The organism is Thalassospira sp. MCCC 1A01428 (genome assembly GCF_002115825.1).
Lineage (GTDB): Bacteria > Pseudomonadota > Alphaproteobacteria > Rhodospirillales > Thalassospiraceae > Thalassospira.
In genome coordinates this window covers 42,798-68,192 of record NZ_JFJZ01000020.1, presented here as the reverse complement: position 1 = coordinate 68,192, position 25,395 = coordinate 42,798, and the positions used below count along the sequence as shown (strand labels likewise).

At 52.9% G+C, this 25,395-nt stretch carries 20 protein-coding genes; 14 read left to right on the top strand and 6 right to left on the bottom strand.

Going from position 1 to position 25,395, the window contains the following annotated elements; genetic code table 11:
- Positions 1-6 precede the first annotated feature (6 nt).
- Positions 7-1,236 (bottom strand): TIGR03862 family flavoprotein, encoded by a 1,230-nt coding sequence (locus THS27_RS15490; RefSeq protein WP_085592427.1) that lies wholly within the window; start codon positions 1,234-1,236, stop codon positions 7-9.
- Between the two features lie 344 nt (positions 1,237-1,580).
- Here THS27_RS15490 and THS27_RS15485 point away from each other — a divergent pair, with 344 nt between their 5' ends.
- From THS27_RS15485 to THS27_RS15455, 7 genes are all read left to right on the top strand, one after another.
- Entirely contained in the window at positions 1,581-2,636 is a 1,056-nt protein-coding gene (locus THS27_RS15485; protein WP_085592425.1) for an ABC transporter substrate-binding protein, read from the top strand.
- Positions 2,637-2,725: 89 nt separating this feature from the next.
- Positions 2,726-3,496: an ABC transporter ATP-binding protein gene (locus tag THS27_RS15480; RefSeq protein ID WP_085592423.1), complete on the top strand. Its 771-nt coding sequence runs from the start codon at positions 2,726-2,728 to the stop codon at positions 3,494-3,496.
- Entirely contained in the window at positions 3,486-4,301 is an 816-nt protein-coding gene (locus THS27_RS15475) for an ABC transporter permease (RefSeq protein WP_246832980.1), read from the top strand. The genes THS27_RS15480 and THS27_RS15475 overlap by 11 nt, the downstream gene beginning before the upstream one ends.
- Positions 4,302-4,431: 130 nt before the next feature.
- A complete protein-coding gene (locus THS27_RS15470) occupies positions 4,432-4,887 on the top strand; it encodes a host attachment protein (RefSeq protein ID WP_085592421.1) in 456 nt (151 codons plus the stop codon).
- A gap of 219 nt (positions 4,888-5,106) precedes the next feature.
- The gene (locus THS27_RS15465; RefSeq protein ID WP_210402920.1) at positions 5,107-5,469 is read left to right on the top strand and encodes a hypothetical protein; all 363 of its coding nucleotides are present in this window, start codon (positions 5,107-5,109) and stop codon (positions 5,467-5,469) included.
- A 3-nt stretch (positions 5,470-5,472) separates the two neighbouring features.
- Positions 5,473-6,678, top strand: coding sequence for a 3-oxoadipyl-CoA thiolase (gene pcaF / locus THS27_RS15460; RefSeq protein WP_085592419.1), 1,206 nt, complete (start codon positions 5,473-5,475; stop codon positions 6,676-6,678).
- A gap of 158 nt (positions 6,679-6,836) precedes the next feature.
- Positions 6,837-8,177 (top strand): 3-carboxy-cis,cis-muconate cycloisomerase, encoded by a 1,341-nt coding sequence (locus tag THS27_RS15455; protein WP_085592417.1) that lies wholly within the window; start codon positions 6,837-6,839, stop codon positions 8,175-8,177.
- An 87-nt stretch (positions 8,178-8,264) separates the two neighbouring features.
- Here THS27_RS15455 and THS27_RS15450 read toward each other — a convergent pair whose 3' ends face one another.
- Positions 8,265-8,993, bottom strand: coding sequence for a TenA family protein (locus tag THS27_RS15450; protein WP_085592415.1), 729 nt, complete (start codon positions 8,991-8,993; stop codon positions 8,265-8,267).
- A 204-nt stretch (positions 8,994-9,197) separates the two neighbouring features.
- On the opposite strand from THS27_RS15450, the gene THS27_RS15445 reads away from it, so the two are divergent.
- The 5 genes from THS27_RS15445 to THS27_RS15420 all read left to right on the top strand — a co-directional run bounded on the left by THS27_RS15445 (position 9,198) and on the right by THS27_RS15420 (position 13,973).
- Positions 9,198-9,449, top strand: coding sequence for a DUF2892 domain-containing protein (locus THS27_RS15445; RefSeq protein ID WP_085592413.1), 252 nt, complete (start codon positions 9,198-9,200; stop codon positions 9,447-9,449).
- Positions 9,446-10,351, top strand: coding sequence for an MBL fold metallo-hydrolase (locus THS27_RS15440; protein WP_085592411.1), 906 nt, complete (start codon positions 9,446-9,448; stop codon positions 10,349-10,351). The genes THS27_RS15445 and THS27_RS15440 overlap by 4 nt, the downstream gene beginning before the upstream one ends.
- A gap of 42 nt (positions 10,352-10,393) precedes the next feature.
- The gene (locus THS27_RS15435) at positions 10,394-10,807 is read left to right on the top strand and encodes a TIGR01244 family sulfur transferase (RefSeq protein WP_085592409.1); all 414 of its coding nucleotides are present in this window, start codon (positions 10,394-10,396) and stop codon (positions 10,805-10,807) included.
- 211 nt (positions 10,808-11,018) lie between these two features.
- A complete protein-coding gene (locus THS27_RS15425) occupies positions 11,019-12,755 on the top strand; it encodes a SulP family inorganic anion transporter (RefSeq protein ID WP_085592405.1) in 1,737 nt (578 codons plus the stop codon).
- A 108-nt stretch (positions 12,756-12,863) separates the two neighbouring features.
- The gene (locus THS27_RS15420) at positions 12,864-13,973 is read left to right on the top strand and encodes a GNAT family N-acetyltransferase/peptidase C39 family protein (protein ID WP_168184911.1); all 1,110 of its coding nucleotides are present in this window, start codon (positions 12,864-12,866) and stop codon (positions 13,971-13,973) included.
- A 68-nt stretch (positions 13,974-14,041) separates the two neighbouring features.
- Here the strand turns inward: THS27_RS15420 and THS27_RS15415 are convergent, their stop codons facing one another.
- Positions 14,042-16,003 (bottom strand): GNAT family N-acetyltransferase, encoded by a 1,962-nt coding sequence (locus THS27_RS15415; protein WP_085592401.1) that lies wholly within the window; start codon positions 16,001-16,003, stop codon positions 14,042-14,044.
- 363 nt (positions 16,004-16,366) lie between these two features.
- Between THS27_RS15415 and THS27_RS15410 the strand changes: the two genes are divergently transcribed.
- The gene (locus THS27_RS15410) at positions 16,367-18,400 is read left to right on the top strand and encodes an autotransporter assembly complex family protein (protein ID WP_085592399.1); all 2,034 of its coding nucleotides are present in this window, start codon (positions 16,367-16,369) and stop codon (positions 18,398-18,400) included.
- A complete protein-coding gene (locus THS27_RS15405) occupies positions 18,400-22,830 on the top strand; it encodes a translocation/assembly module TamB domain-containing protein (RefSeq protein WP_085592397.1) in 4,431 nt (1,476 codons plus the stop codon). Before THS27_RS15410 ends, THS27_RS15405 begins: the two co-directional genes overlap by 1 nt.
- An 87-nt stretch (positions 22,831-22,917) precedes the next feature.
- Here THS27_RS15405 and THS27_RS15400 read toward each other — a convergent pair whose 3' ends face one another.
- The 3 genes from THS27_RS15400 to THS27_RS15390 form a co-directional block, all read right to left on the bottom strand.
- On the bottom strand, positions 22,918-23,919 hold the full coding sequence (locus THS27_RS15400; protein WP_085592395.1) for a sugar kinase: 1,002 nt from the start codon (positions 23,917-23,919) through the stop codon (positions 22,918-22,920).
- A gap of 90 nt (positions 23,920-24,009) precedes the next feature.
- A complete protein-coding gene (locus THS27_RS15395) occupies positions 24,010-24,894 on the bottom strand; it encodes a MurR/RpiR family transcriptional regulator (RefSeq protein ID WP_085592393.1) in 885 nt (294 codons plus the stop codon).
- Positions 24,895-24,956: 62 nt separating this feature from the next.
- Positions 24,957-25,343: a RidA family protein gene (locus THS27_RS15390; protein WP_085592391.1), complete on the bottom strand. Its 387-nt coding sequence runs from the start codon at positions 25,341-25,343 to the stop codon at positions 24,957-24,959.
- Positions 25,344-25,395: the final 52 nt, after the last annotated feature.

Here is a 25,395-nt window from a genome sequence, read left to right as displayed (position 1 = left end):
TTTGGTCTAACTCGCATAAATTGATGTGATATTGGTTCCTAAACATCCGCTTAGCAAATACCCCCCCGTCGGTGCCTCCCAATCCACCATTTCGCCAACGCAATAGGTGTCGGGGCGTTTTATAAGCTGGAAATTGTCGTCGAGTTCTTCCCACGCCACACCGCCTGCGGTGCTGATCGCTTCGTCAAGCGGGCGAGGGCGGGCGATTGGGATGGGGAGTGACTTTATGGTGCTTGCCAATTTGGCCGGGTCGTTCAAAACCTCGCGTGGGGTGATTTCGAAAATCAGGGCGATTTTGGTGGCGTCCAGTCCCAGCGATTTGCGCAAATAGTTGCCCAGCGAATTTTTGCCGCGCGGTTTGGCAAGGCGGGCGGTGACGTCGGCAAGGTCGCGGTCCGGGGTCAGGTCCAATGTCACGGTGGCGCTGCCGGTTTGTAGCCAGGTATCGCGCAGTTTGACGGAAACCGCGTAAACGGCGCTGCCTTCGATCCCGGTTTTGGCAATAATAAATTCGCCGCGGACGGTTTGATCCTCGCAGGTCAGGGTCACGGCTTTTACCGGGTTCCCGGCGCATTTTTCAATTAAATGATCAGTCCAGCGCACATCAAACCCGCAATTGGCCGGTTTGAACGGATTGCAGGTAATACCGGCATCGGTCAGGATTTTCATCCATGCGCCGTTGGAGCCCAGCTTTTTCCAGCTGCTGCCGCCAAGGGCTAATATGGTGACGTCGGCTTTTGCGGTAACCGTGCCATCTGGCGTGCAAAAAACCGCGTGATTATTGGCATCCCAGCCCGTCCATTGATGGCGGTAATGAATGGTGCAGCCAAGATCGGCCAATCGGCGCAGCCAGGCGCGTAAAAGCGGGCTGGCTTTCATGACTTTGGGGAATACACGGCCGCTGGAGCCGACAAAGGTTTCAATACCCAAACCTTCGCACCATGCCCGAATTTCGGCGGGGCCAAATTTACGCAAATGCGGTTCCAGCCGGGCGCGCGATGCGCCATAGCGCGACAGAAACGTTTCCATGTCTTCGTTATGGGTAATGTTCAGCCCGGATTTGCCTGCCATCAGGAATTTACGGCCCGCACTGGGCATCGCTTCGTAAATCGTGACGTTATGCCCGGCACCGGCCAGCCGTTCGGCCGCCATCAACCCGGCGGGACCGGCCCCAATAACAGTGGCGATTTTCGCGGATGTCGGGGCGTGTGTGTCGGCAGTGGGTATGGCGGGCATTTAACAAGCCTTTGTTAAGAAGGAACCTTGCAGCATTTTAGGAAGTCTGGCGCGGTTATGCCGGTTTCGGCCCAGTTTGGCAATTGATCGCAATATCGCCTGTCCCGGTCATACGATCGAAATACGATTAAACCATCGGTCCTGATCGCGCTTGGGTGGGCGGAAACCATTAAATTTGTCTGACCATACGCCAAACATTGGCAATTCGGGGCTAATTCGTATAACAAAATTCCAGTGCCATTTCGGCAATTCAGTTTGGTGTCTTATCTGGCCCGGGTTATTTCCGGCGGGGACTGGCGGAAACCAGTGGCCAATTAATCAAAAAACGTTAAGTGGAGGAAGAAATGTTCTCATCCCGGATCAGGCGTGTTGCCCGTGGGGCAATGGCGGTTGCAACCGTTGCGACCCTGTCGACCGCCCTTGTTGGCATTGCCCATGCAGCGGAAAAAATCAACATCGCGACGCTGGCGTTTGTGTCGAGCGCGCCGTTGTTTATCGCCAAGGAAAAGGGCTATTTCGCCGATGAAGGCCTGGATGCGGAACTGACATTTTTCCGCGCCGCACAGCCGGTTTCGGTTGCTATTGCATCGGGTGATGCCGATTTTGGTGTTACCGCTTTTACCGGGGGCTTTTTTAACCTGGCTGCCAAAGGCGCGCTTAAGGTTATTGGTGCGCAATTGCATGAAGAACCGGGATATGACGGGTCGGCCATTCTGGTATCAAACAAGGCCTATGACGCCGGTTTGACCAAGGTTGAACAGCTTGCAGGGCACAGCTTTGCCCTTAGCCAGGTAGGGTCGAGCTTTCATTACATGATTGGCAATGTCGCCGAAAAAGCCGGGTTTGACCTTGCCAGCATGGAATTAAAGCCGCTTCAGGCGGTGCCAAACATGATTGGCGCGCTTAAAACCGGGCAGGTCGATAGCATGATCATTGTGCCCCACATTGCCAAGCCGCTGGCCAATGCCGGTGCAGCCCATATCATTGGCTGGGTGAATGATTATGTGCCTTATCAGGTTGGCGGGTTGTTTACATCTTCGCGCAATGTTGAAGAACGGCGGGACGTGGTGGCGCATTTTGTGGCCGCTTACCAAAAAGGCGTTGCCGATTATCGCGCTGCCCTGCTGGCAACCGATGGTAATGGCAAACTGGTAAAATCCGACACCACCGATGAAATCCTGAAAATCGTTCATAAATATGTTTATGCTGAAGACCCGGAAGAAAAAGCATTTCCGAAAATTCGCAATGGCGCGATGTTTATTACCCAGGATGCCAAACTTGATGTGAATGACGTTAAAAAGCAGGTCAAGTGGTATCAGGACCGGGGCTATGTATCGAAAGATGCCAACCCGGATGACTTTATTGATACGAGCTTTATTCCGCCGCTTGAGGCAAAATAAAGCTGCCAGGGTATGATTTTGGGCCGGTCCGGCAAACGGGCCGGTCCATTTGTTTTTTCATTTTACGATCAAATAAAAGAGGGCCGGTTATGCGGCTGGAAATTTCCGGTGTCAGCCATCGTTATGATCAGGTTGAAGCCTTGCGCGATATAAACCTGACGATTGAACCGGGCGAAATTGTTGCCCTGATCGGGCCGTCGGGCTGTGGTAAGTCCACTTTGTTAAGCATCATTGGCGGTTTGTTAAAACCCAGCGAAGGGCAAATTACCGCCAGTGGCCCTGTGCCTGACGGATGTTTGAACCCGCTAACCTATGTGTTTCAGGATTTCGCCCTTTTGCCGTGGCGTACCGTGGCGGGCAATATTAGCCTGGTTTTGGAAGATCATAAATTAAGCAAGGCCGAACGGGCCGCGCGTATTGACGAAGTGTTGGAACAAACCGGCCTGACCGATTTTCGCAATGCATTTCCCAAGCAGTTATCCGGCGGGATGAAACAGCGTGTAGGCATTGCCCGTGCCCTTGCGGTGCGTCCGGCTGTGTTGTTGATGGACGAGCCGTTATCGGCACTGGATGCCCAAACCCGTATTTTGCTGTTGGACGAATTTGCCGCGCTGTTTGCGCGCACCGGCATGACAGCCGTTTATGTGACCCATAATTTGAACGAGGCCGTCCGATTGGCGCACAGGGTGGTGGCATTGCGTCGGCGCCCCGGCACGATTAAGGAAATTCATACAATAGATGTGCCGATTGATCAGCGCCAAGAAGGCGATCCGTTAATTGTTGCGCACGAAACGTCGCTTTGGGAATTGATCCGTGACGAGGCGATTGCCGCAGACAAGGAACTTGAAAATGTCGCTTGATCACCTGGACCCTGTAAAAAGCATGAACGAACCGGTTCGTTTCCGCGCGGTTGGTTTTAACCCGCGTTCCAATCCGCTTGCGGCATGGGGCAGCTTTGTTGTGCTGATTATTCTGTGGCAAATCGGGTGCAGTACCGGGTTTATCAGCGAACTTGCCATGCCCAGCCCTGTTGCGGTTAGCAAATCGTTGTGGCAATTAATTGTTAGTGGTGAGCTTTGGGTTCATTTGGCGGCATCGGGCCAGCGCCTGGCGGTGGGCTGGGTGCTGGGCACGGTTGCCGGACTTGTGGTTGGCTTTTTGGTCGGCATGTTTTCCTGGGCGCGGTCGCCCGGTGTGGCGCTGGTTTCCGCCTTGTTTCCCATTCCCAAAATTGCGTTGTTGCCACTTTTCATTATCTGGTTTGGCATTGGCGAGCCGTCGAAATTTGCTACCATCGGTTTTGGTGTGTTTTTCCCAACTGTCATCAATACCTTTGGCGGGGTGGATAATGTGGCGCGCAATTTGATCCGCATGGGCCAAAGTTTTGACATGTCGACCTGGTCGATTGTGCGCAAAATCATTTTGCCTGGTGCTTTGCCCACTATCCTGTCTGGCTTTCGTATTTCATCGTCCATCGCCATTATTTTGCTGGTCGCGGCTGAAATGATCGGGGCGCAATATGGTATTGGCGCGCTGATATTGTCGGCAGGCAGCTTATACCAGACCGACCAGTTGATTGCCGGTGTGGTGGTCCTGTCGGTATTCGGGCTTGCCATATCGTGGCTATTGGGGCGGCTGGACAAATGGTTGCTGTCGTGGCGCTAGCGGACGATGCTTTGATTTTGAACGTAAAAAAGGGCCAAATGCGGCCCTTTTTTTTGTGTCTAAAAATCGGAACATCCTCGTGCCAGCTTGCGTTTCGGCCCTGTTAGCAACAACAAAAAGGCAGGTTGTCATGCACAATAATCAGTGGATCGTCGTGGCCGATGGCGGGCGTGCCAATATCATTGCTGTGACCCGCGATGCCGAAGGCCGCCATTTGGACATTGTTCATGAAATGTCGGCGGATAATCGCCCCAGCCAGGAAATTGCCAGCGATAAACCGGGGCGTGGTTTTGCCAATCCCGGTGGAAACCAGCAACGTCATGCCATGCCCCCCTCGACCGATCCGCATCGCCATGCGCAGGACGAATTTGTTGCCGATGTGGTGAGCTATTTGACCGACAAACGAAACCACAACAAATTTGAAAATCTGGTGGTTATTGCTCCGCCACGTATCATGGGTGAAATGCGTGCCAAAATGCCCAAACCCCTTGCCGAGGCCGTGGAAGGTGAAATCACCAAAGACCTGACCAAGATACCGCTTGCAGACTTGCCGCAACATCTTAGCGGAACGGCGGGTTGGCTGTGATCTGGCAATGGTGGCCCTTAACATGATTGTCAGTAAAGAAGGTTGTTTTTGTCAGCCTCGGTCTGCTCTTGGCGGCATGTAACCGCGCAGGTCCTAGCCATGCACCCGACAGCATCATTTGCATAAAATCCGGCGTTTTGCCGTTATCGATTGGTGATGAAGAACTGCGCGAAACGGCGGTGAATACTTTACCAGTCACCGGAATGTTCCGGTGACTGGTTGCGGCGAGTTTTTTGGGGGGGGTTAAAACAATGCAGACGCGGCTTTGTTGAAAAAATCGATTTTGTCACCTCGCTTGGCTATGGCAAGGGTGGGGATGATCGTGCAAGTTATGGTGTAACAACCAAAGGGCCATCGCGCCTGAGTACGAATTTGTGCATTATGGAACCGCATCCGACGGACAAGGATTTTATCGTGACATCAATCCACCCGGGTATCAGCCGTGGCGATATGATCGCTACAACCGGCTGGCAGGTGGAATTTGTTTATAAAATTGCCCAAACGCCGGTGCTATCTGACCATGAATTACAAGTTTTGTGCGACCTGCATACATGCACCAACGCCGCACACGAGGGGCAATAAAGAATGACCGACGCCTATATTTGCGATTATATCCGCACCCCGATTGGCCGGTTTGGCGGGGCGCTGTCATCGGTGCGGACCGATGACCTGGCCGCCATTCCCTTGCGCGCCTTGTGCGAACGTAATCCCGATGTTGATTTTGCTGCGATTGACGATGTTATCTTTGGCTGTGCCAATCAGGCTGGTGAAGATAGCCGCAACGTCGCCCGGATGGCGGTTTTGTTGGCAGGTTTGCCCGAAAATGTGACAGGCACCACAGTAAACCGTTTATGCGGGTCGGGCATGGATGCCATTATTATGGCGGCCCGCGCGATTAAGGCGGGCGAGGCCGATATCCTGATAGCGGGCGGGGTGGAAAGCATGTCACGTGCGCCGTTTGTGATGCCAAAGGCGGGGTCAGCCTTTTCGCGCAACGCCGAAATTTATGACACCACCATTGGCTGGCGCTTTGTTAACCCGGTGATGAAAAAGCAATACGGCGTTGAGTCGATGCCCGAAACCGGCGAAAACGTGGCCGAGGACTTTGGCATTTCGCGTATCGATCAGGATGCTTTTGCTGCCCGTTCCCAAGACAAGGCAGTTGCCGCGCAGGAAAATGGTATTCTGGCCGAAGAAATCGTTACTGTGAGCATTCCGCAACGTAAAGGTGATGCGGTTGTCGTGGACAAGGATGAACATCCGCGCCCCGGCACAACAGCCGAAAAACTGGCAAAGTTGCCCACCCCGTTTCGCGAAGGCGGGTCGGTGACGGCGGGCAATGCATCGGGCGTTAATGACGGGGCGGCAGCCCTTATTGTCGCCTCCGAAGCTGCGGTTAAAAAATATGGCCTAACCCCGATAGCCCGCATTATTGGTGGAACCACCGCCGGTGTGCCGCCGCGCATCATGGGCTTTGGTCCGGCACCGGCCAGCAAAAAGCTGATGGCGCGTTATGGCATGAATGTTGGCCAGTTTGACGTTATTGAACTGAATGAAGCCTTTGCATCGCAAGGTCTGGCAACCTTGCGCGATTTGGGCATTGCCGATGATGATGCACGGGTGAACCCCAATGGCGGGGCGATTGCGTTGGGGCATCCGCTGGGCATGTCTGGCGCCCGCATAACCGGCACGGCAGCCCGCCAGTTAAAACGGGTGGGTGGTAAATATGCGCTGGCGACCATGTGTATCGGTGTGGGGCAGGGCATTGCCGTTGCACTTGAAGCAGTGTAGTCCGCTTTGATGGCATGTGCGGTGCGTTGATGCAATTGCACGCTGGATGTTCCCCTTGAATTGACCGCGAATTAACTGCGGATTAACTGTGAATTAACAGCGCCATCATGTTGGTTTTACCGGTATGATGGCGTTTGTATTTTATCACGGGGAACAAAATGACCCTGTCACCATTTGATTCTGCCCTGCTAGGCCCGCTTTTTGCCGATGGCGAAATTGCTGGCTATTTCACCGATGACGCCGTTATTGCTTCGATGGTGTTGTTTGAAGCTGCCCTTGCCAGCGCGCAGGCCCGCGCTGGGGTTATCCCGGCAGATGCGGCAAAACGCATTGGTGATATCTGCCGCGATTTCGCGCCTGATCCGGCATCGCTGGCCGCTTCAACGGCCAGTACCGGTGTGCCGGTGCCTGCACTGGTCAAGGCATTAAAAGCCGAAATTGGCGGCGATGATGCCCGTTATGTGCATTTTGGGGCCACCAGCCAGGATGTCGTGGATACAGCTTTGGTTTTGCGAATGCGGGATGTTGTTGCTGTCGTACGGCGTCGTTTACGCAAGGTCATTAAATCCCTGATGAGGTTGGCGGAAGACCATCGCCAAACGATAATGGCCGGGCGCACACGCAGCCAGCAGGCCGTGCCGACCACATTTGGCCTTAAAGCTGCGGGTTGGCTGCTGCCATTGGTGCGGCTGAATCATCAACTGGTGATCGCGGTTCGGCAATTTTTGCGGCTGTCGTTTGGCGGGGCATCGGGAACATTGGCATCATTAGGTGATGATGCGGCCAGTGTTGAGCGGTATCTGGCCGACGAACTGGGCCTGGATACAACTGAAATGCCGTGGCACAGCCAGCGCGATGTTGTGATAGAGCTGGCGTCAAAGTTAACGATGTTAACCGGGGCGTTAGGTAAAATGGGTCAGGACCTGGTTTTGTTGGCCCAGTCCGAAATTGCCGAGGTTACGCTGGCAGATGGTGGCGGGTCATCGACGATGCCGCATAAATCGAACCCGATATCGGCTGAAATGCTGGTAACGCTGGCGCGGTTTAGTGCGACGCAGATGTCGCATCTTTATCATTCGCAAATACACGAGCATGAGCGTAGCGGCACGGCGTGGTTGCTGGAATGGCTAAGTCTGCCTGAAATTGTTATGGCAAGCGGCAAGGCATTGGCACTGGCGGCTGAAATGGTGCCATCCTTGCAAATCAATGCTGAAAAAATGCGCGAAAATATGGAAATTTCACATGGTGCCATGTTGGCGGAAGGGGCCACCTTTGCCCTTGCCAGCCATATGGCGCGGGATGATGCGGACCGGATTGTCAAGCAGGCCATTGCGCGGTCCCGGCACAATCACAGCAATATGTTTGATGAACTGCCCGCGCTGAGCAACGCCCCGGTTGACTGGGACCATGTTCGCGACCCGGCCAATTATATTGGCATGAGCAACCATTATATCGACCGGGTTGTCGGTGCTGCCCAGCGGGAGCTGTCGGAAAGCTGAGCAGGGATCGATAACTGTTGAAACGATAAGGGCGGGTGTTGATATGCAACCCGCCCTTTGTTTAATTGCCGTGTTAATGGCTTGGTATTATTCGCCTGCCTGGGCGGTATCAAAAAAGTCGATTTCCAGCTTGGTCGCCCTGGCAAAACGGGCCTGGCAGGCGGCACGTTCAGCATCGCTCAAATCGGGGCCGATTGCGTCAAGTTGACCGTTTAAATAGGCAACCACGCTTTCAAAATACGCACCGGTATGCAGGTCAATCCATTCGGAGAACCAGAAATCCAGCGGCGGATTGGTCGGAACCGTTTTTGCCACCCGATCAGCCCACCCCAGATAAGTACCTTCTGCAACCGCAAGAACCGCAACCATATTGGCATAGCTGGCACTTTCCAGGGCTTCTGCCATCAGGTCTTTGAAGCCCTTGGTAGCGTCCCAGTCAGGTGTGCCCAAACGTTGGTTGTTCCGTACGCCAAGGGCGGTGAAACACCGTTCAAAATAGGTGTTTTCCTTGCCGGTAATCAGGGCCAGAAACTGACAGCCCGGAATGCGGTCGGCCAGTGTCGGCGCGCGCGATACCGCCCCGGCAAGCAAGGCGGCAAAACGGTCTAAAAACCGATGGTCCTGTACCAGATAACGGCGCAAATTCTCGGTGGGCACCTTGCCCTGACCCCAATCGTCGGTAAAGGGGTGGTGGGTAACGGCGTGCCAGTCATCGGCGACAGTTGCTTTTAGCCATTGTGAAAAACCCTGCTGCGGGTTGGCTTTGTGCCATTCGGGCCAATCCACAAACGAACCGGCAGGTGTAGAACCAGACATAGACCAATCTCCAGATGCGAAACCGTAATACGGCTAGCATGGGGTAGATGTTCCCGCAACCGGGATAAAAACATTGGTCAGGGCAGGGGCCCGATTTGAAAACTGGAGCCATTACATATTCCACACGAAAAATTGAGTAAATAACATTTGTAAAACATAATTTAATAATATAAAAAATAACCAACTCAATGAATGGAGGCTCTAATGACTAATCTTGGAAGTCTGGATCGAACCGTGCGCCTTGTTGCCGGAATTGTGTTGCTGGTGTTGCCGTTTGTATTAGCCGGTGAAACCGGCGTTATGGCCGCAATGGGTGGCTATGCGTGGCTGTCGCTGCTGGTTGGTGCGGTTTTGGCCATAACGGCGATTTTTCGGTTTTGCCCTGCATACTGGATGTTTGGCATCCGGACCTGCAAAACCGGCGGGGGCGCAAAACCGACAGGAGCCGTAAAATGACAATCGATCCGGTGCAGACGGCAGGTGAAACGACGTCGCCAAGTCCGGTTGTGACGGCTTTTTTTGATCAGGCCACATTTACGGTCAGTTATGTGGTGTGTGACCCGTCGTCGCTGGCCTGCGCAATTGTTGACAGTGTGCTTGATTATGACCCGGCGGCTGGACGGACCAGCCATGCTTCGGCTGATGCGATGATAATCTATGTCCGGGATCATAATCTGACAGTGCACTGGATTTTGGAAACCCACGTTCATGCCGATCATTTATCGGCGGCACCGTATTTGAAGGAAAAACTGGGCGGCAGCATGGCGATTGGTGCGCAAATTACTGTCGTGCAGGATACGTTCGGCAAAATATTTAATGCCGGAACCGAATTTGCCCGTGATGGTCGCCAGTTTGACAGGTTGTTCAATGATGGCGACCAGTTTGATATTGGTTCCTTGCAGGGCCGTGCAATTCACACACCGGGGCATACACCCGCCTGCATGTCCTATCTGATTGGGGATGCCGTGTTTGTTGGCGATACATTGTTCATGCCTGATTATGGCTCTGCACGTTGTGATTTTCCGGGTGGGGATGCGCATATGTTATATCGTTCGGCCCGGCGGTTGCTGGCCTTGCCGGGCGAAACCCGCATGTTCATGTGCCACGATTACAAGGCATCGGGGCGCGATGAATATTGCTGGGAAACAACCGTTGCGGCCGAACGAGCCAACAATATTCATTTAAACGAGGATGTCACCGAGGAAGAATTTGTGCGCATGCGCACTGATCGCGACGCAACATTGGGCATGCCCCGGTTAATTTTGCCATCTGTTCAGGTAAATATGCGCGCCGGGGAGTTGCCACCAGCCGAAGATAATGGCATCCGTTATATCAAGGTGCCGCTGGATGTTCTGTAAGGATATTTGCGGCAGTCATTTAACAAAAACGGATGCCATATTATGAAACGTCTGAGTGATGATCTGACCGTATCGCCGCAAGTACCGCTTGAAGCAATCCCTGCCATTGCCGAGGCGGGTTTTAAAACGATCATGTGCAATCGCCCCGATCAGGAAGATCCCGGTCAGCCATCCTTTGACGAAATAAGCGCCAAGGCAACACAGTGTGGTCTTGAAACAGTATTTTTACCTGTTGTTAGCGGCAATGTTCAGGACAGTGACGCAGATGCCTTTGCTACTGCGCTTGCCAATGCTGCCAAACCTGTTTTCGCGTATTGCCGTACCGGTACGCGCTGCACCATTTTGTGGTCGCTTGCCAGTGCCGATAAAATGACCACGCCAGAAATTGTCACCGCTGCTGCCAATGCCGGTTATGACATGGTAGGCCTGGCCCCGCGGATCGATGCACGCCGCTAGAATATAGCCATTATTTCGGGCCGGGCAGACACGCAATGTCACCGCTTTGGGGCATGCTGGATGCGGTCGGGCCCGAACGGAAACAGGGTGTCTGCGGGCACCCTGTTTTGATTGCAATCATTCTGGCAAAGTGTGGCGATGCAATATGGGCAACAGCGAAAATGGCGAGAACGGAGACCGGCAGGTAAACACCCTGATAAAGGAATGAAATTTGCGCCCGCTTTCCCGTTTTTTCCCCATTCTGGATTGGGGCCGGCATTATAACCGGCAGACCGCCGTCAATGATTTTATCGCGGCGGTTATTGTTTCCATCATGCTGGTTCCGCAAAGTCTGGCCTATGCCATGCTTGCAGGATTGCCGCCTGAGGTTGGACTATATGCCAGTATTTTGCCGCTGGTCGCTTATGCCATTTTTGGCACGTCGGCGACATTGGCGGTTGGTCCGGTTGCCCTTATTTCCCTGATGACGGCTTCGATTATTGGCGCTGTGCATTTGCCTGCCGGGGTAAGCCCGGTTTTAGCCGCCATGACCCTTGCAATCATTTCGGCGGTTATGTTGCTGGCAATGGGCCTGTTCCGATTGGGGTTTATCGCCAATTTTTTAAGCCATCCGGTTATTTCCGGCTTTGTCAGTGCATCTGGCATTTTGATTGCGGTGGGGCAGGTACGTCATTTGGTTGGTTTGCCCAAAACCGACGGCAATTTGCCCGAGATTCTTGCGGGATTGGTGTCGCACGCGGATAAGGTGAATGTCCTGACCGCATTTTTGGGGTTTGGCTGCCTTGGTTTTTTGTTCTGGGTGCGAAGCGGTCTGCGGCGTGTTTTGTGCCGGTTGGGCATAGCCGGTGTTTGGGCGACTTTTGTGGTTCGGGCCGGGCCGGTGTTGGCCGTTATTATTACCACGCTGGCGAGCTGGTATTTCGATCTGGCGGCGGAGGGTGTTAAAATTGTTGGTACCATTCCCCAAGGTTTCCCGGCATTTTCCGCGCCGTCTTTTAACCCCGATTTGTGGCGTCAACTGGCGTTGCCCGCCCTTTTGATCAGCGTGATCGGTTTTGTTGAAACCATATCGGTGGCCCAGACGCTGGCGGTAAAACGGCGGCAGCGCATTCGCCCTGACCAGGAACTGATCGCGCTGGGAATGGCCAATCTGGGTGCCGGTTTTGCCGGGGGCTTGCCGGTTACCGGCGGCTTTGCCCGTTCGATGGTTAATTTTGATGCCGGGGCACAAACACCTGCTGCCGGTTTAATGACCGCGGTTGGTATTGCCGGGGCGACAGTGTTTTTAACCCCGGTTTTGTATTATCTGCCCCAGGCCACATTGGCGGCTACTATTATTGTGGCGGTGTTAACACTGGTTGACCTTAAAACGATTATTCACATCTGGCGTTATTCGCGGGCCGATTTTGGCGCGATGATGGTGACCATTGTACTGACGTTGTTTCTGGGGATCGAACCTGGCATTATGGGTGGGGTTGTGGTGTCGCTGATGCTGTATTTGCATCGCACCAGCCGCCCGCATATTGCCGTGGTAGGCCAGGTGCCCGGGACAGAGCATTTCCGCAATATTTTGCGCCATGATGTGGCCACGGGAACATCGGTTTTGACCGTGCGCCCCGATGAAAGCCTGTATTTTGCCAATTGCCGGTTTCTTGAAGATCGGATTTACGCGTTGATTGCGGAAAATACCGTATTGAAACATGTGGTGTTGATGTGTTCGGCGATTAATGAAATTGATGCCAGCGGCCTTGAAAGTTTGCGTGAAATAAATGCGCGCTTGCGCGATGCCGGGGTAATGTTTCATTTATCCGAAGTCAAAGGCCCGGTGATGGATCGTTTGGCACCTAGCGGTTTTGTTGATGAATTGGCCGGGCAGGTTTTTTTATCGCAATATGATGCGCTATCCAAACTGGACCCGGCGGCGCTAACGCCGTGCCGTATTGCGTAAATTGCACTGTTCAACGGCAGGGCTTCAGAGGCAATATGCCGTGTTTCGCAACCGGAATATCGCCATTGTTTTTGTGCGAAACCCCTGATGATTGTGGGTTTAAAGTGTATGTCTGATACCGTTTTGCGCCCTGCAACGGATGTTGACCTTGCCGACCTGGTGCGTATCGAAAATATCTGTTTTGACCAGGATCGAATGTCGCGTCGGACGATGCGGCATTTCATCGCCAGTGCGACGGCCGGTTTTTGGGTGGCGGTTTGTTCCGATGTCGTGATTGCCTATGTTGTGGTGATTTATCGCCGCAATACGGCATTGGCGCGTTTATACAGCATGGCGGTGGCCCCGGCCTTTCAGCGTGCGGGCATCGGGCAGATGTTACTGAGGCACGCTGAAGAGGCCACACTGGATTTTGGTGCGCCGATGCTGCGCCTTGAAGTTCATCCGCAGAATGATGCAGCAATTTCATTGTATCGTAAAAACGGCTATCAGGAATTTGCCCTGTATCCTGATTATTTCCCCGATCATAGCCCTGCCTTGCGGATGGAAAAGGTGCTGGTTCCGCAATTAATGCACCGTCCGTCTCCCTTGCATTTTTACCATCAAACTTTGCCGTTCACCTGTGGCCCGGCATCGTTAATGATGGCGATGAATGCGTTGAACCCGGCCATTGAAATGGACCGTCGTAGCGAAATTGCGATCTGGCGTGAAGCCACCACCATTTTCATGACATCGGGGCATGGCGGTTGCGGGCCGTTGGGGCTGGCATTGGCGGCGTATCGGCGCGGTTTTGGTGCGCAGGTGCTGGTATCGCGTGAAGGACCATTATTTGTTGATACGGTGCGCAAGCCTGAAAACCGTAAAGTGGTTGAACTGGTGCATCATGATTTTACGGATCAGGCTGCAAAGGCGGGTATCCCGGTTACGGCAGGCGCGTTTGGCATTGATGAAATTGAACGCCATAGCAGCAATGGGCAAATGGCACTGGTTCTGATCAGCCAGTATCGCATTTACGGTGATAAAATTCCGCACTGGGTTGTGGTGTCTGGTTTTGATGACCGGTTTGTTTATGTCACCGACCCCGACATTGGCGAGGATGACGAACCCTACAATGGCAGCGATTGTGTTTCGGTGCCGATCCTGCGTCATGAATTTGATTTGATGGCGCGTTATGGCAGGTCCAAATTGCAGGCTGCTGTTTTTATCAACATGCCAAAATAAAACCCCTGCCACTATCTGGCGATAGCTGTTTATGGCAGGGGCCTTAAAGCAGGTGTTTGTGGATTGGTCTATAATGTCCAGGGCTGGGCAATCTGGCCTAGCAGGTGGGCAATGATCCGGCGATATAAATCCATGCCAATCACCGCATCTTCTACCCCGCCATCAATGCTGGGATTATCGTTTACTTCGATAATCATGGGGCCATAGGGCGTTTCCTTGATGTCTACACCATAAAGGCCGTTGCCCATCAATCGTGCGGCAGAAAGGGCGGTTGATACGATATCGGCCGGGGCTTCCTCGACCGGAACGGTTTCAAACCCGCCTTCTTCGTAGTTTTTGCCGTCATCTTCATGTTTTACGATCTGCCAATGACCGGGTGCCATGAAATAGCGGCTGGCATAAAGCGGTTCGCCGCCCAAAACCCCAATCCGCCAGTCAAACGTGGTTTCGACATATTCCTGTATCACCAGCAATTCGGAATTTTTGAACATTTCTCCGGCGATCTGATGCAAATTCTCGCGCGAGGTCACTTTGCGAACACCACGTGAAAAACACCCGTCCGGAACTTTCAGGACACTGGGAAAGTTAAACTGGCTGCCAATTTCGTCGATCCGGCGTTTATCAAAAATCGCACTGCGCGGGGCGGGGATATGATGGGTCCTTAACAATTCAGCCAGATACACCTTGTTGGTACAGCGCAGGATTGAGTCGGGATCGTCAATTACGGGGATGCCTTCCTTGCGTGCCCGTTTGGCAAACCGGTAAGTGTGGTGGTCCAGGGCTGTGGTCTCGCGGATCAACAAGGCATCGAATTCAGATAAATGATGAAAATCCTTTGCCGTTATCAGTTCTGCCCGCGCGCCAAGATCGGCGGCAGCCTGTACAAAGTTTGCCAACGCATCGCTATCGGATGGTGGCAGGATTTCGTCGGGATCGTACAGAATGGCGACAAGCGCAGTGGGTGCCCGCCCATGAGACGGCTTGCGCACCCGGCCACGCAAATAGGCTTTCAGGGCGATTTCAAATGCGGGCATTTCGCTGGCATCAAGATGATGAAGCGATGGGGCCTCTATTTCGCGCAACAGCTTTTTATCACCTGCATTTAAATGCAGCCGCAAAATCGGGCAGCGAAACTGGTCAAACGCGCGCTGGGCAAGGTCGCGAAAGCGTTTATCGGTGGTTCGGCCAAAATAAACATCTATATGGTCGGGTCGTTCGGCACCGGGTTTGTTAAGCGCATCGGCAATCATGGGGCCAATTTGTGCGCGGGCAGTTTTTTGCAGTCGCTTCCAGTTTAAATCCAGTAATACGTCGGCTTCGGGGATCACGCGTTCGCTGCGTGCTGCGGCCAAAAGGCTGCAATAATACCCGCGCGACAAATATTCATAGGAATGGCACAGGTTAATCACCCGGCGATTGCGAATGCCATGGTCAAGGGCAAGGTAATCGCGCACCTTCATTACCCGCGCACCGGCCACGTTAAACGGTAGGTCGCGCAAATGGTCGACCAGAATAAGCGGTGCACCAGTTGAAACGGCGGGCGAAAGTTGCGACGTCGCATCAAATAAATGGCGTTCCATGCGTTTGCCGTTTTCACCGTCTTCATAATAATCGGGCAAAAGGGCGACGTCGATATAGCCATGTCGTTCATAAATGGCACGGGCGGAATGGTTGTCGTCGCGCACTTCCAGGCGCATCTTGTCGCAACCAGCCTCGATTGCGACACTTTCCAGCCCGGCCAGAAGCTGTGTTCCCAAACCCTTGCCACGCCAGTTTTCGGAAATGGCCAGCGAATAAATACGTGCCGTGCCACTGCCTGAGCGTAAGAGCAACATGCCATAACCGACAACGCCATCCTCTCCGGCATCCGCAACCAGAACCCGCGCGGTGGGTTGGCGTAAAAATCGCGAAAATGTCGCGCGTTTCATGCGGTCGGTTGTGAAAACGGCCTCTTCGATGGCGCATAGCCCGTCAATATCAGCTTTTTGCGCGGTACGTACAACAATCGGGGTAGTTTGTGAATGTGGCATAAAAGAAACCTTCTGGCCCGATACAGTGACAGTCGTTGCACGAAAACGCCTGACTGCGATAACTGGAATGACTATATATTTTCGATCATTAGCCTGTAACACATTGCTGTGTTAAATATCAGCATTAGTGACGGTGTTCTGGTAACAGGTTACGCACAATAGCGTTGAATTTACGGTCATGTGGTTGCCATTTTTTAATGGTAGCCATCGCGAATTCGCATTGAACTGCAAAGTGATATTGAAACATTTCCAGCGGCACTGCGTATAACATACCGGATTACAATTTCGGGTACAGGGACAAAAGGGACTGGGGCGTTGCCAAAAAGATTTGATCCGTTTTCGGGCGGATGCAGAAAAAGAAGGATGATGCTGTCGGTTTGGGTCGGGGCATCGCTGCTGTCGGCATGTTCCTTTACTGAAAGCCTGCCATTCGGTGACGGTGCGGATTCAGCCACAACACAGGATGTTGGTCGCGCCATTCCCTATTCTGTAACCTATCAGGGCATGGACCCTCATGAAGAACGGTTGTTAGCCGCGCTTAAGGAAAATAGCACCGCCATTCGCTTGCAATCACGACCAACACCGACCAGGGCTGGCCTTGAACGGCGTGCGGACGATGATGTTGAACGGTTTGTTCGTGTTTTACGATCATTTGGTTTTTATGATGCGGTTGTGAATTATGATATTCGCGATGCTGATATTGGCCTGCCAAATGGCGAAACCGACATTACCCCTGATGGCGATAAAATTGAGGCGCCGACTGGTGCGCAAAATGCGTCAAATCCTGAGCCGACGTCAGATACCGATAAAAAAACGGCTGTTAAAGCGGGTAAAGCAGAGGCATCCGATAACAAGGATAAAGCCCCGGATTCGCCGGCATTAGCCAGTAAGGCAGCCCCGGAACCGGTTATTCTGGAATACCGGATCGATACCGGCACGCCCTATTTGCTGGCCGATGCCGAAATAACAATAATTCATCCTGATGACAGCCGTGAAACGCGGTCGATGACGGACGAGGAATTAAAAACGGCAAATCTTTCGATTGGAATGCGTGCCGAGGCCGACCCGATCATTTTGGCCGAACAAAGTGTTCTCGATGTTTTTCGTAATCAGGGTTATCCGCTCGCCAAGGCTGGTAACAAAAAGGTTCTGGCGGATACCGCCGAAAAAACCATGCGCGTGACTTACGAAGTTATTACCGGTGAACAGGCGCGTTTTGGCAAAATCAGCGTAGTTGGCGCACAGGATGTCGATGCCGATTTTATTCGTGGTTATCATAGCTGGGGAAAAGGGCAGGTTTATTCGCCACAGGAAGTTACCACCACGCGCCGTGATCTTGCGGAATCCAACCTGTTTAATTCCGTGATTGTCAAACCGGTGGGGCCGGTGGATGAAAATGGCGAAATTCCCGTTGAAATGCGCGTGCAGGAACGCGACCACCGGTCGATCGGTGGCGGGATAGATTTTTCAACGGCGGATGGTCCGGGTGCCAATGCTTTTTGGGAACACCGAAACCTGTTTGGGGAAGGTGAAAAACTGCGCCTGAAACTGGAAGGATCAGGGTTGCAGCAAGGGGCGTCGGCCAGTTTTAGAAAACCCCAGTTTTTGCGCCGCCGTCAGGCCCTTATCGCGGAAAGCGAAGTTACAAAATATAGCACCGATGCCTATGACGGTGACCTTGCAAATGCCTTTACCGGGATTGAGCGCGAATTTTGGGAAAACTGGTCGGCGACCTATGGCGTGACGGTTGAATATTCCGACCTGACAGGTGCCGATTCTCCGAACGAGGAATTTTACCTGGGTGGGTTACGCGGTGTTTTACGCCACGACAACACCAACAATGCCCTTGATCCGACGACAGGCAACCGGATGGAACTTAGCGTTTCACCCTATATCAGCCTTGCCGGGGCGCACACACAGTTTACCTCGATCGCGCTTAACGGGTCGCAATATTATGCTTTCGATGACAGGGGGCATTATGTTTTGGCCGGCCGTGGCCGTATTGGCAGCATCATTGGCGATGATCGATCATCGTTGCCGTCTAACAAACGGTTTTATTCGGGTGGCGGCGGTTCCGTGCGGGGTTACGAATATCAGACCGTCGGGCCGCTTAACCAGGATGGCGACCCGATCGGGGGACGGTCGGTGATCGAAGCCGGGTTGGAATTTCGCGCACGTATCACGGATAGCATCGGGTTGGTGCCGTTTGTTGAAGGGGGCAATGTTTATGAAGGGGTGAAACCCGAAGATGTCAGCCTGATGTGGGCGACGGGGCTTGGCCTACGGTATTACACCGCCATTGGCCCGGTCCGGTTTGATTTTGCTGTGCCGCTCGATAAACGTGAAAATATTGATGACGATTTCCAAATCTATCTTAGCCTGGGTCAGGCATTTTAATGGCTGATATGAATAATTCAAACGGTGCGATCCCTGAACGCCCCGTATGGCGGTGGTTTAAGCGTATTGTGCTGGCTGTTCTGGCACTGTTTGTTGTGCTGGTTGGCATAATAGTGCTGGTTGGAACCGGCCCGGTTCTACGTCAACTCACCCCCTGGATCAATAAAACGGTATCGGATGCCGTGAATGGTACGTTTGTGTTGGGCCGGGTTGAAGGCAGCCTGTGGGGCCAACTGGACGTGTCGGGGGTGACCCTGGAAATGCCGGAAACCGGCCTGGCAGTTCAGGGTGATGATTTGGTTTTCGCGTGGTCGCCATGGGCGTTATTTGGCGCAAAAGTTGATATTGATCGCATATCTGCATCGCACATGGCTGTGACCTTACCAGACAGGGCGGGCCCCGAAACACCGGTCGAGCCTGAAGATGAAACCGGGTCGGGGTTTGTTTTGCCTGTGTCGGTAAAACTTGGCACCCTCGAAATTCCGGACATCCAAATCACCAACCCGGTGGATGGACGTGTTTTTTCCTATCAATTAAATGCGAATGCTTCGGCCAGTCAAAATTTGTCGGCGGTGCTGGGGGTTAATTTGCAACCCCGTGATGGCGGTGTTGATCATATCCGCGCAAATCTGGATTTTGATGCCGATGCCCAAAAATTAAAGGCGGATATTGACGCCAAACTGGACCGGACCGGTCTGGTTATGGCCTTGGCCGGGTTAAATCCGGACGAGGCCCCTGATGTTACGCTGTTGTTAAAGGGCAGAGGCCCGGCAAACGACTGGCATGGCGATTTGACATTAACTGCCAGTGATCTTGCAAAAGTTGCCGGTGCTGTAAATGTGCAGTTGGGTGAAAATCGAAATATTGGTTTTGGTCTGGATGTTGCCGCAACCACGCTGGGCCAGCTGGCATCTGCATTGCCTGCGCCATTGCAAGGTGATGTCGGTATAAAAACCGCCGGACGGTATGACGGCGAACACGAGAAACTTGAAATTACGTCATTAAACGTTACCAGGGACAAATTACTGGCCCTGAAAGGTTCGGCGGATATTGACCTTGCCAACAGCCAGATTGATGCCGAATTGACATCTGATATTGATGGTGCCGCCAGTACCTTGATTGATGATGCGGCAACATGGCAGGGCATGCAGGTTACGGCCCATGCCAGTGGCGATTTGGCAATGCCCGATGTCGACGCGGAAATTTCAGCGCGGAATGTTAAAACGCCTGTGTCGCATCTTGAAACGCTGGTTGTTAACGCAAAGCTGGTACCAACAAATGGCGACTTTGCCGTGCAGGCATCGGCCCAGACCACAGGCCACACGTTTGATGATCAAAGCCTGGGGGCAATGGTTGGAACGCAGCAAGATGTGACGATAAATGCCAGTGCCCCTGCCGATTTTTCACAGGTTACTGTTGATGATTTCACATTAAAAACACCAACGCTATCGGCGAACGGGCAGGCGGTAATTGATGCGCAGGGCAATGTGAACCAGGCATCTCTTCATGCCAATATCCAAGACCTTGTTGCCTTTGCACCCATTTCGGGCATGGACCTGCAGGGGCAGGGTACTTTGGATATTTCCGATGCCGCCTGGAATATGGCGGATGGGGGCAAAGCAAATATTGTCCTGCAAACCGCCGACACCGGTTTTGGCATTGCCGAACTGGACCATGTTGTTGGCTCCAGCCCGGCCATCGAGGCTGCGGTTACCATCAGCCCGAAAATGGATCTGATGGTTGATGTGAATAGTGTGAAAACCGCGAATGTCAACGGCGGCGCCAAACTGGCGATAACCAATGATTTTAATACTCTGTCGCTTGATGCTGATTTGGCATTGGCGCCAGGTATTGTGCCGCCATCGGTGCCGGTATCCTTAAAGGACAAAGCCGGGCGTTTAACGGTGCGTCTTAATGGCCCGCTGGCCGAGCCACAAGGTGATATCAGGCTGGTGGTTCCAATGCTTGGTACATCGGGCGAGGCCTTTAAAAACGTTAATCTGACCAGCCATATGGCGTGGCAACACGATAAAACCGGTAAGAATGCCCCTGCATTGCAATTGGAGAATACAGGCAAATTTGACTGGCGAGGCGCCCCTTATCATCTGGATGCCGATGTCGGTTTGCCTGCCTCCGGCCTTGAGGTATCCAATATCAGCCTGACAGGAGAGCATATCGACCTGACGGGGCGTGTGACCTTGCCAGGCAATGCCGTGCCACTCAGTGGGAACATCGCGTTAACCCGGTTTGACGCCATGATGGCGCAGGGTTTCGGGGTGCCATTTGCCAATGGTAAAATCACTGCCAGCCTTGATTTTTCGGCAAAAAATGCGGCGCAACATATTACGGCATCACTTTCCGCCAAGGGCTTGCGCATGGTGGACCCGCAAGGGATCGAAACCACCCGGCTGGATGATGTTGCTATTGATGGCACCATCGAAAACGCCTTTGCCGACCCGGAATTGGACTTAAAGGTCTCCGGTACGGATATTGGTGTTCCCGAGGCACGGGTTGAAAAAATTTCAGCCACGATCAAGGGGGTTCTGGCGAAACTGCAAACGACGGTAAAGGCGCAGGCCATGGTGCAAAACCGTATCCCGGTCAAACTTGATGCCGCGGCTGAAATTGCCCTTTCCAATGACATATCGGTCACTGCGAATAAATTGAACGCCGATGTCGGTACCCAGCATATTGCCTTGCGCCAGCCATTGGTTTTTCGTCAGGGCGCAAATGGCAGCCTGACCGCCGATGCAATGCTGTCTATCGGGAAAGGTCAGCTTGACGCGAAACTTGACCTTGCGCCGGGCAAAAGTTTTGAGGCAACCGCCGATATCAAGTCGCTGGTGTTAGGACCGTGGGGGGCAATGTTTGATGTTGCCGGGCTGGATGGCACCTTAACCTTGAATGCGGATGCCCATGAAAAACCGGGAAAACCTGCCAGCGCCAATATTGATGGTAAAATTAGCGATATCAGTGTTGCTGCGGCGGCGCAATTGCCGCCCCTGGCCCTGAACCTTACGGCATCTTTGCGCGACGGCGGGGTTTCCGCCGATGTTGATATGGGCCGACCTGATATGCGCATCATTACCGCAACCGCCAAATTGCCGGTGGATGTGTCTTTTCTAAAAGGGCAGTTTGCCGTTTCACCAGACCAGCCCCTTTCTGCACAGGTAAAAATGGATGGTGAAATAGGGCAGTTTTGGCCCTATGTGCCCTTACCCGACCATGCGCTTGCCGGGGAAGTAAAGCTGAATGCCAGTGTTGACGGAACTTTGTCCGATCCACAATGGAAGGGTACCGTATCGTTGCGCGACGGGCGCTATGAACATATGCAATATGGTACGCTTGTTCAGGATATCGTACTTGACGGTGTGTTTAACAATGACGGGTTTAAACTGACAAAATTAACAGCCGATGATGGCGGGCAGGGCACGCTGACAGGTAAGGCTGACGTCGAACTTGGTGACGGGATAAATTACACCGCCAATATCACCATGCGCAATATGGCGATAACGCGAATGGATGAATTGCGTGTCTGGACGGATGTTGATGTGGATGTAAAAGGCGATGAAAACAAAGCTGATATTGAAAGCAAAACCACATTACGCCGGGGCGAGGTCGATTTAAGTGTTGCCTTGCCGGCATCAGTGCCGGAGCTTGATGTTCAAAACCTTGCCAAAACGCAGACTGAAGAACAGAAAAGGGATGATGCTGATAAGGGTGGTTTTGTCGCTAACCTGAATGCCAGGGTCGATGTGCCTGGGCGCCTGTTTGTGCGGGGCAAGGGGCTTGATTCCGAATGGGGCGGCCACCTTGATATTACCGGTCGGGCGGATAACCCGAAAATTGTGGGTGAATTGCGTGCCTTGCGCGGGCAACTGGATCTGATTGGTAAAACCTTTGTTATCAAGGATTCCAAAATTACGTTTTCCGGGGCACAACCACCTGATCCGCTGCTTGATATCGCCGGTGTTTATACAACAGATGATTTGACGGTTACGGCATCCTTGTCAGGCCCGGCCAACGACCCGCAATTAAGCCTGAGTTCCGAACCCGCCCTTCCGCAGGACGAAATTTTGTCGCAGGTATTGTTTGGTAAATCGCAAGGCAGCCTAAGTGCTGTGGAAGCCGTGCAATTGGCGAATGCCGCAGCTCAGCTTTCGGGCAGTGGCGGCGGGCTCGATGTTATTGGCAGCATTCGCAATTTCATCGGTGCTGATGTCTTGCGTGTTGATGGTGGTGACGAAGGACCAACAGTCAAGGCGGGTAAATATCTGACAGATGATATTTATGTTGGCACCAAACAGGGCACGACGCCAGGTTCCAGCGGGGTTGAAGTGGAAATAGAACTATCTCCGCATATTAAAATCACCACGGAAACCAGCGAGATAGACAGCAAGGCCGGCATTCAGTTCAAACTGGATTACTAAGCGGTATCCTACGAAAAATGCCCCGGCTGCTTTATTGCGCCGGGGCATTTTTATGAAATGGATGATACGACGGGCTGGAGTGGTGGGCTAAAGAACCAGATCGTCGATATCAACCAGTGCGCCGCGTGTCCCAATGACACGACCTGCAACTTTCTGGGCAATTTGAATGGCATTTTCAATGTCGATGCCATTTTTGCGGGCAGCAAGGTAACTGCCATTAAACGAATCGCCAGCCGACGTCGTATCAACAACGCGGTCGATTTTGGGGGGTGTTACAGTGCCGCTTTCGCCGGTCTGGGTAATATAGGTGGATGGTTGCGCGCCATTTTTGACAATCACTTCACCCGCCCCGGCCTTAAGCCAGCGTCTGGCACAATCTGCGGGTGTCTCATCGCCAAAAAGCGCTGCTTCATCATCGAATGTCGGCATCAGGATATCGCACAGCGGTGCCATCGTGGCATAGGCGTTTTTGGCGGCCGTTGTATCGGCCCAAAGGCGGGGGCGGTGGTTGCTGTCAAAACAAACCCGGGTGCCGTTTTGCCGTAACGTTGCCAGCATTGTGAACAGTTTGGCGCGGTCTGCGTCGGATAGGATAGCCAATGAAATACCCGAAAGATAAACCATGCCATAATGGGCCAGTTTGCCGGTTAGGACAGTTTCATAACCGTCTTTTAGCAATTGTTTTGCTGCAGCATTTTGCCGCCAGTAACTAAAACTGCGTTCGCCGCTGTTATCGGTCTGAATGGCATAAAGCCCGGGCAATTCCCCGTCAATCTGGCGCACAAGGCTGGCGTCCAGCCCATCCTGCTGCCAGGCGGTTATCATTGCAGTGCTATAGGGGTCGGTTCCCAGGGCTGTGACATAGGAAATGGCAGCATCGTTTTGCGCCGTATCCAATGGTGTCGGGGCTGTTTTACCCTGTTGTAAAATCAGCTTGCTTGCGCGTGCCATATAGACCGCTGCATTCAGGGTGTCGCCCGCATAAGACAGCTTGGCAGGGCCAAACGCGGATGAAGGTTCGGCGCTGTTACTGGAACTGGCAGCCGAAATTTCGATCATGCATTCACCGATGAAGGCAGTTTTGGTCATTTAAACAATCCTGTTTGCGGGTTTACCGTGAAAAGTAAAACCGGTTTTCAATCTGGTTGCAGAGCAACTTGCCGTGAAGTTTGATGCGGGTCAATCGCCGATGGGCAGGCGGCCCACTGTTGGCAGCAAGGTTAACAGCGATGAGCGGATACGGCGGAGCTTTTCCTTGCTGCGGACGGTATTGCGCCGGGCAACGGCGGTGGCAAGAACATCAATCGTTGCCATAAACACATGCCGGGTGGCAGTGGGTTTATAAATGTCGGGGCTTTCGGGCATAATCAGGCTGATAACGATGTCGCTTTCAACGGCAAGCGGGCTATCGGGTTTGGTTAGGGAGATTACCTTGGCCCCATATTGGCGGGCAATCGCAGCACTGTGTATCAGTTCTGCCGGGCGGCCACTGGTGGATATGGCGACGATAACATCTTCCTCGCCCAGCGTGGATGCCAGCATACGCTGTAAATAACCATCATTTTGCGATTGCGCAGGAATACCCAGACGGAAAAATCGGTTGGCGGCGTCAAACGCCACGGTGCTGGACCCGCCGCCAACCCCGAAAAATGCAATTTGTCGGGCGCGTGCAAGGATATCGGCAGCGGCATCAATGTCAGACTGCGGTAACTGTTCACGTAACAGGCGTAAACTGTCGATAATGGTGCCGATAACGTGGCTGCTTAGTAAATCCGGGTCGGTAATGTGGTCTTCAATTGGTTCCGGGGCCAGATACTGCATACTGACAGCAAGGTTTTGTGCCAGTTTCAGTTTGAAATCACGAAAACCTTCACAGCCAAGACTGCGACAAAACCGGATCACGGTTGGTTCGCTAACGCCAATCTGTTTGGCAAGATCGGAAAGCGCAATGGATGTGACGTCTTCAAGATGCTCCACCACATAATCGGCTACTTTTTGTTCGCGGGCGGGCAGAATGCCGGGCGCACGGTTAAGCTGGCTAATAATATCGGCTGGGCGTTGCATGTGAAGTGTCCCGGTTTTTAATCAACAGGGTGCGTTTTGCGGCACCCTGTTGATTGCTACCATCATTCAGGTTTATAGGCGATAGCCTCGATTTCGATTTTGGCATCGACCATCAGTTTTGCCTGTACGGTTGAGCGTGCCGGGCGTTCACCAGGGAAAAATTCGGCATAAACCCGGTTAAAAGTCCAAAAATCGCGGGTATCATCCAGCCAGACGGTCATTTTAAATACGTCGTCCAGCGTGCAATCGGCCAATGCCAGCGCAGATTTGATATTTTCCATCGTGCGGCGTGTCTGTGCTTCGATGCTGCCATATTCAATTTCACCATTTTCCTGCATGGCAACCTGACCGGAAATATATACAAAATCACCTGCACGTACTGCAGGCGAAAACGGCAGCTTCTGCCCGCCAGCACCACTGCGTTCATTCCCGAAATGTTTGATCGTCATGAAAATCTCCTTGATTTTGATAGATGTTTTTGCCGCAAAAGTAGCTTAGCTA

What these genes read in the sequence shown, in the direction of transcription:
- THS27_RS15480 (WP_085592423.1), top strand. Translation starts at nt 2,726, where the DNA reads ATGCGGCTGGAAATTTCCGGTGTCAGCCATCGTTATGATCAGGTTGAA.
- THS27_RS15435 (WP_085592409.1), top strand. Translation starts at nt 10,394, where the DNA reads ATGAAACGTCTGAGTGATGATCTGACCGTATCGCCGCAAGTACCGCTT.
- THS27_RS15470 (WP_085592421.1), top strand. Translation starts at nt 4,432, where the DNA reads ATGCACAATAATCAGTGGATCGTCGTGGCCGATGGCGGGCGTGCCAAT.
- THS27_RS15390 (WP_085592391.1), bottom strand. Translation starts at nt 25,343, where the DNA reads ATGACGATCAAACATTTCGGGAATGAACGCAGTGGTGCTGGCGGGCAG.
- THS27_RS15485 (WP_085592425.1), top strand. Translation starts at nt 1,581, where the DNA reads ATGTTCTCATCCCGGATCAGGCGTGTTGCCCGTGGGGCAATGGCGGTT.
- THS27_RS15420 (WP_168184911.1), top strand. Translation starts at nt 12,864, where the DNA reads ATGTCTGATACCGTTTTGCGCCCTGCAACGGATGTTGACCTTGCCGAC.
- THS27_RS15490 (WP_085592427.1), bottom strand. Translation starts at nt 1,236, where the DNA reads ATGCCCGCCATACCCACTGCCGACACACACGCCCCGACATCCGCGAAA.
- THS27_RS15395 (WP_085592393.1), bottom strand. Translation starts at nt 24,894, where the DNA reads ATGCAACGCCCAGCCGATATTATTAGCCAGCTTAACCGTGCGCCCGGC.
- THS27_RS15445 (WP_085592413.1), top strand. Translation starts at nt 9,198, where the DNA reads ATGACTAATCTTGGAAGTCTGGATCGAACCGTGCGCCTTGTTGCCGGA.
- THS27_RS15410 (WP_085592399.1), top strand. Translation starts at nt 16,367, where the DNA reads ATGATGCTGTCGGTTTGGGTCGGGGCATCGCTGCTGTCGGCATGTTCC.
- THS27_RS15440 (WP_085592411.1), top strand. Translation starts at nt 9,446, where the DNA reads ATGACAATCGATCCGGTGCAGACGGCAGGTGAAACGACGTCGCCAAGT.
- THS27_RS15400 (WP_085592395.1), bottom strand. Translation starts at nt 23,919, where the DNA reads ATGACCAAAACTGCCTTCATCGGTGAATGCATGATCGAAATTTCGGCT.
- THS27_RS15405 (WP_085592397.1), top strand. Translation starts at nt 18,400, where the DNA reads ATGGCTGATATGAATAATTCAAACGGTGCGATCCCTGAACGCCCCGTA.
- pcaF (WP_085592419.1), top strand. Translation starts at nt 5,473, where the DNA reads ATGACCGACGCCTATATTTGCGATTATATCCGCACCCCGATTGGCCGG.
- THS27_RS15415 (WP_085592401.1), bottom strand. Translation starts at nt 16,003, where the DNA reads ATGCCACATTCACAAACTACCCCGATTGTTGTACGTACCGCGCAAAAA.
- THS27_RS15455 (WP_085592417.1), top strand. Translation starts at nt 6,837, where the DNA reads ATGACCCTGTCACCATTTGATTCTGCCCTGCTAGGCCCGCTTTTTGCC.
- THS27_RS15475 (WP_246832980.1), top strand. Translation starts at nt 3,486, where the DNA reads ATGTCGCTTGATCACCTGGACCCTGTAAAAAGCATGAACGAACCGGTT.
- THS27_RS15450 (WP_085592415.1), bottom strand. Translation starts at nt 8,993, where the DNA reads ATGTCTGGTTCTACACCTGCCGGTTCGTTTGTGGATTGGCCCGAATGG.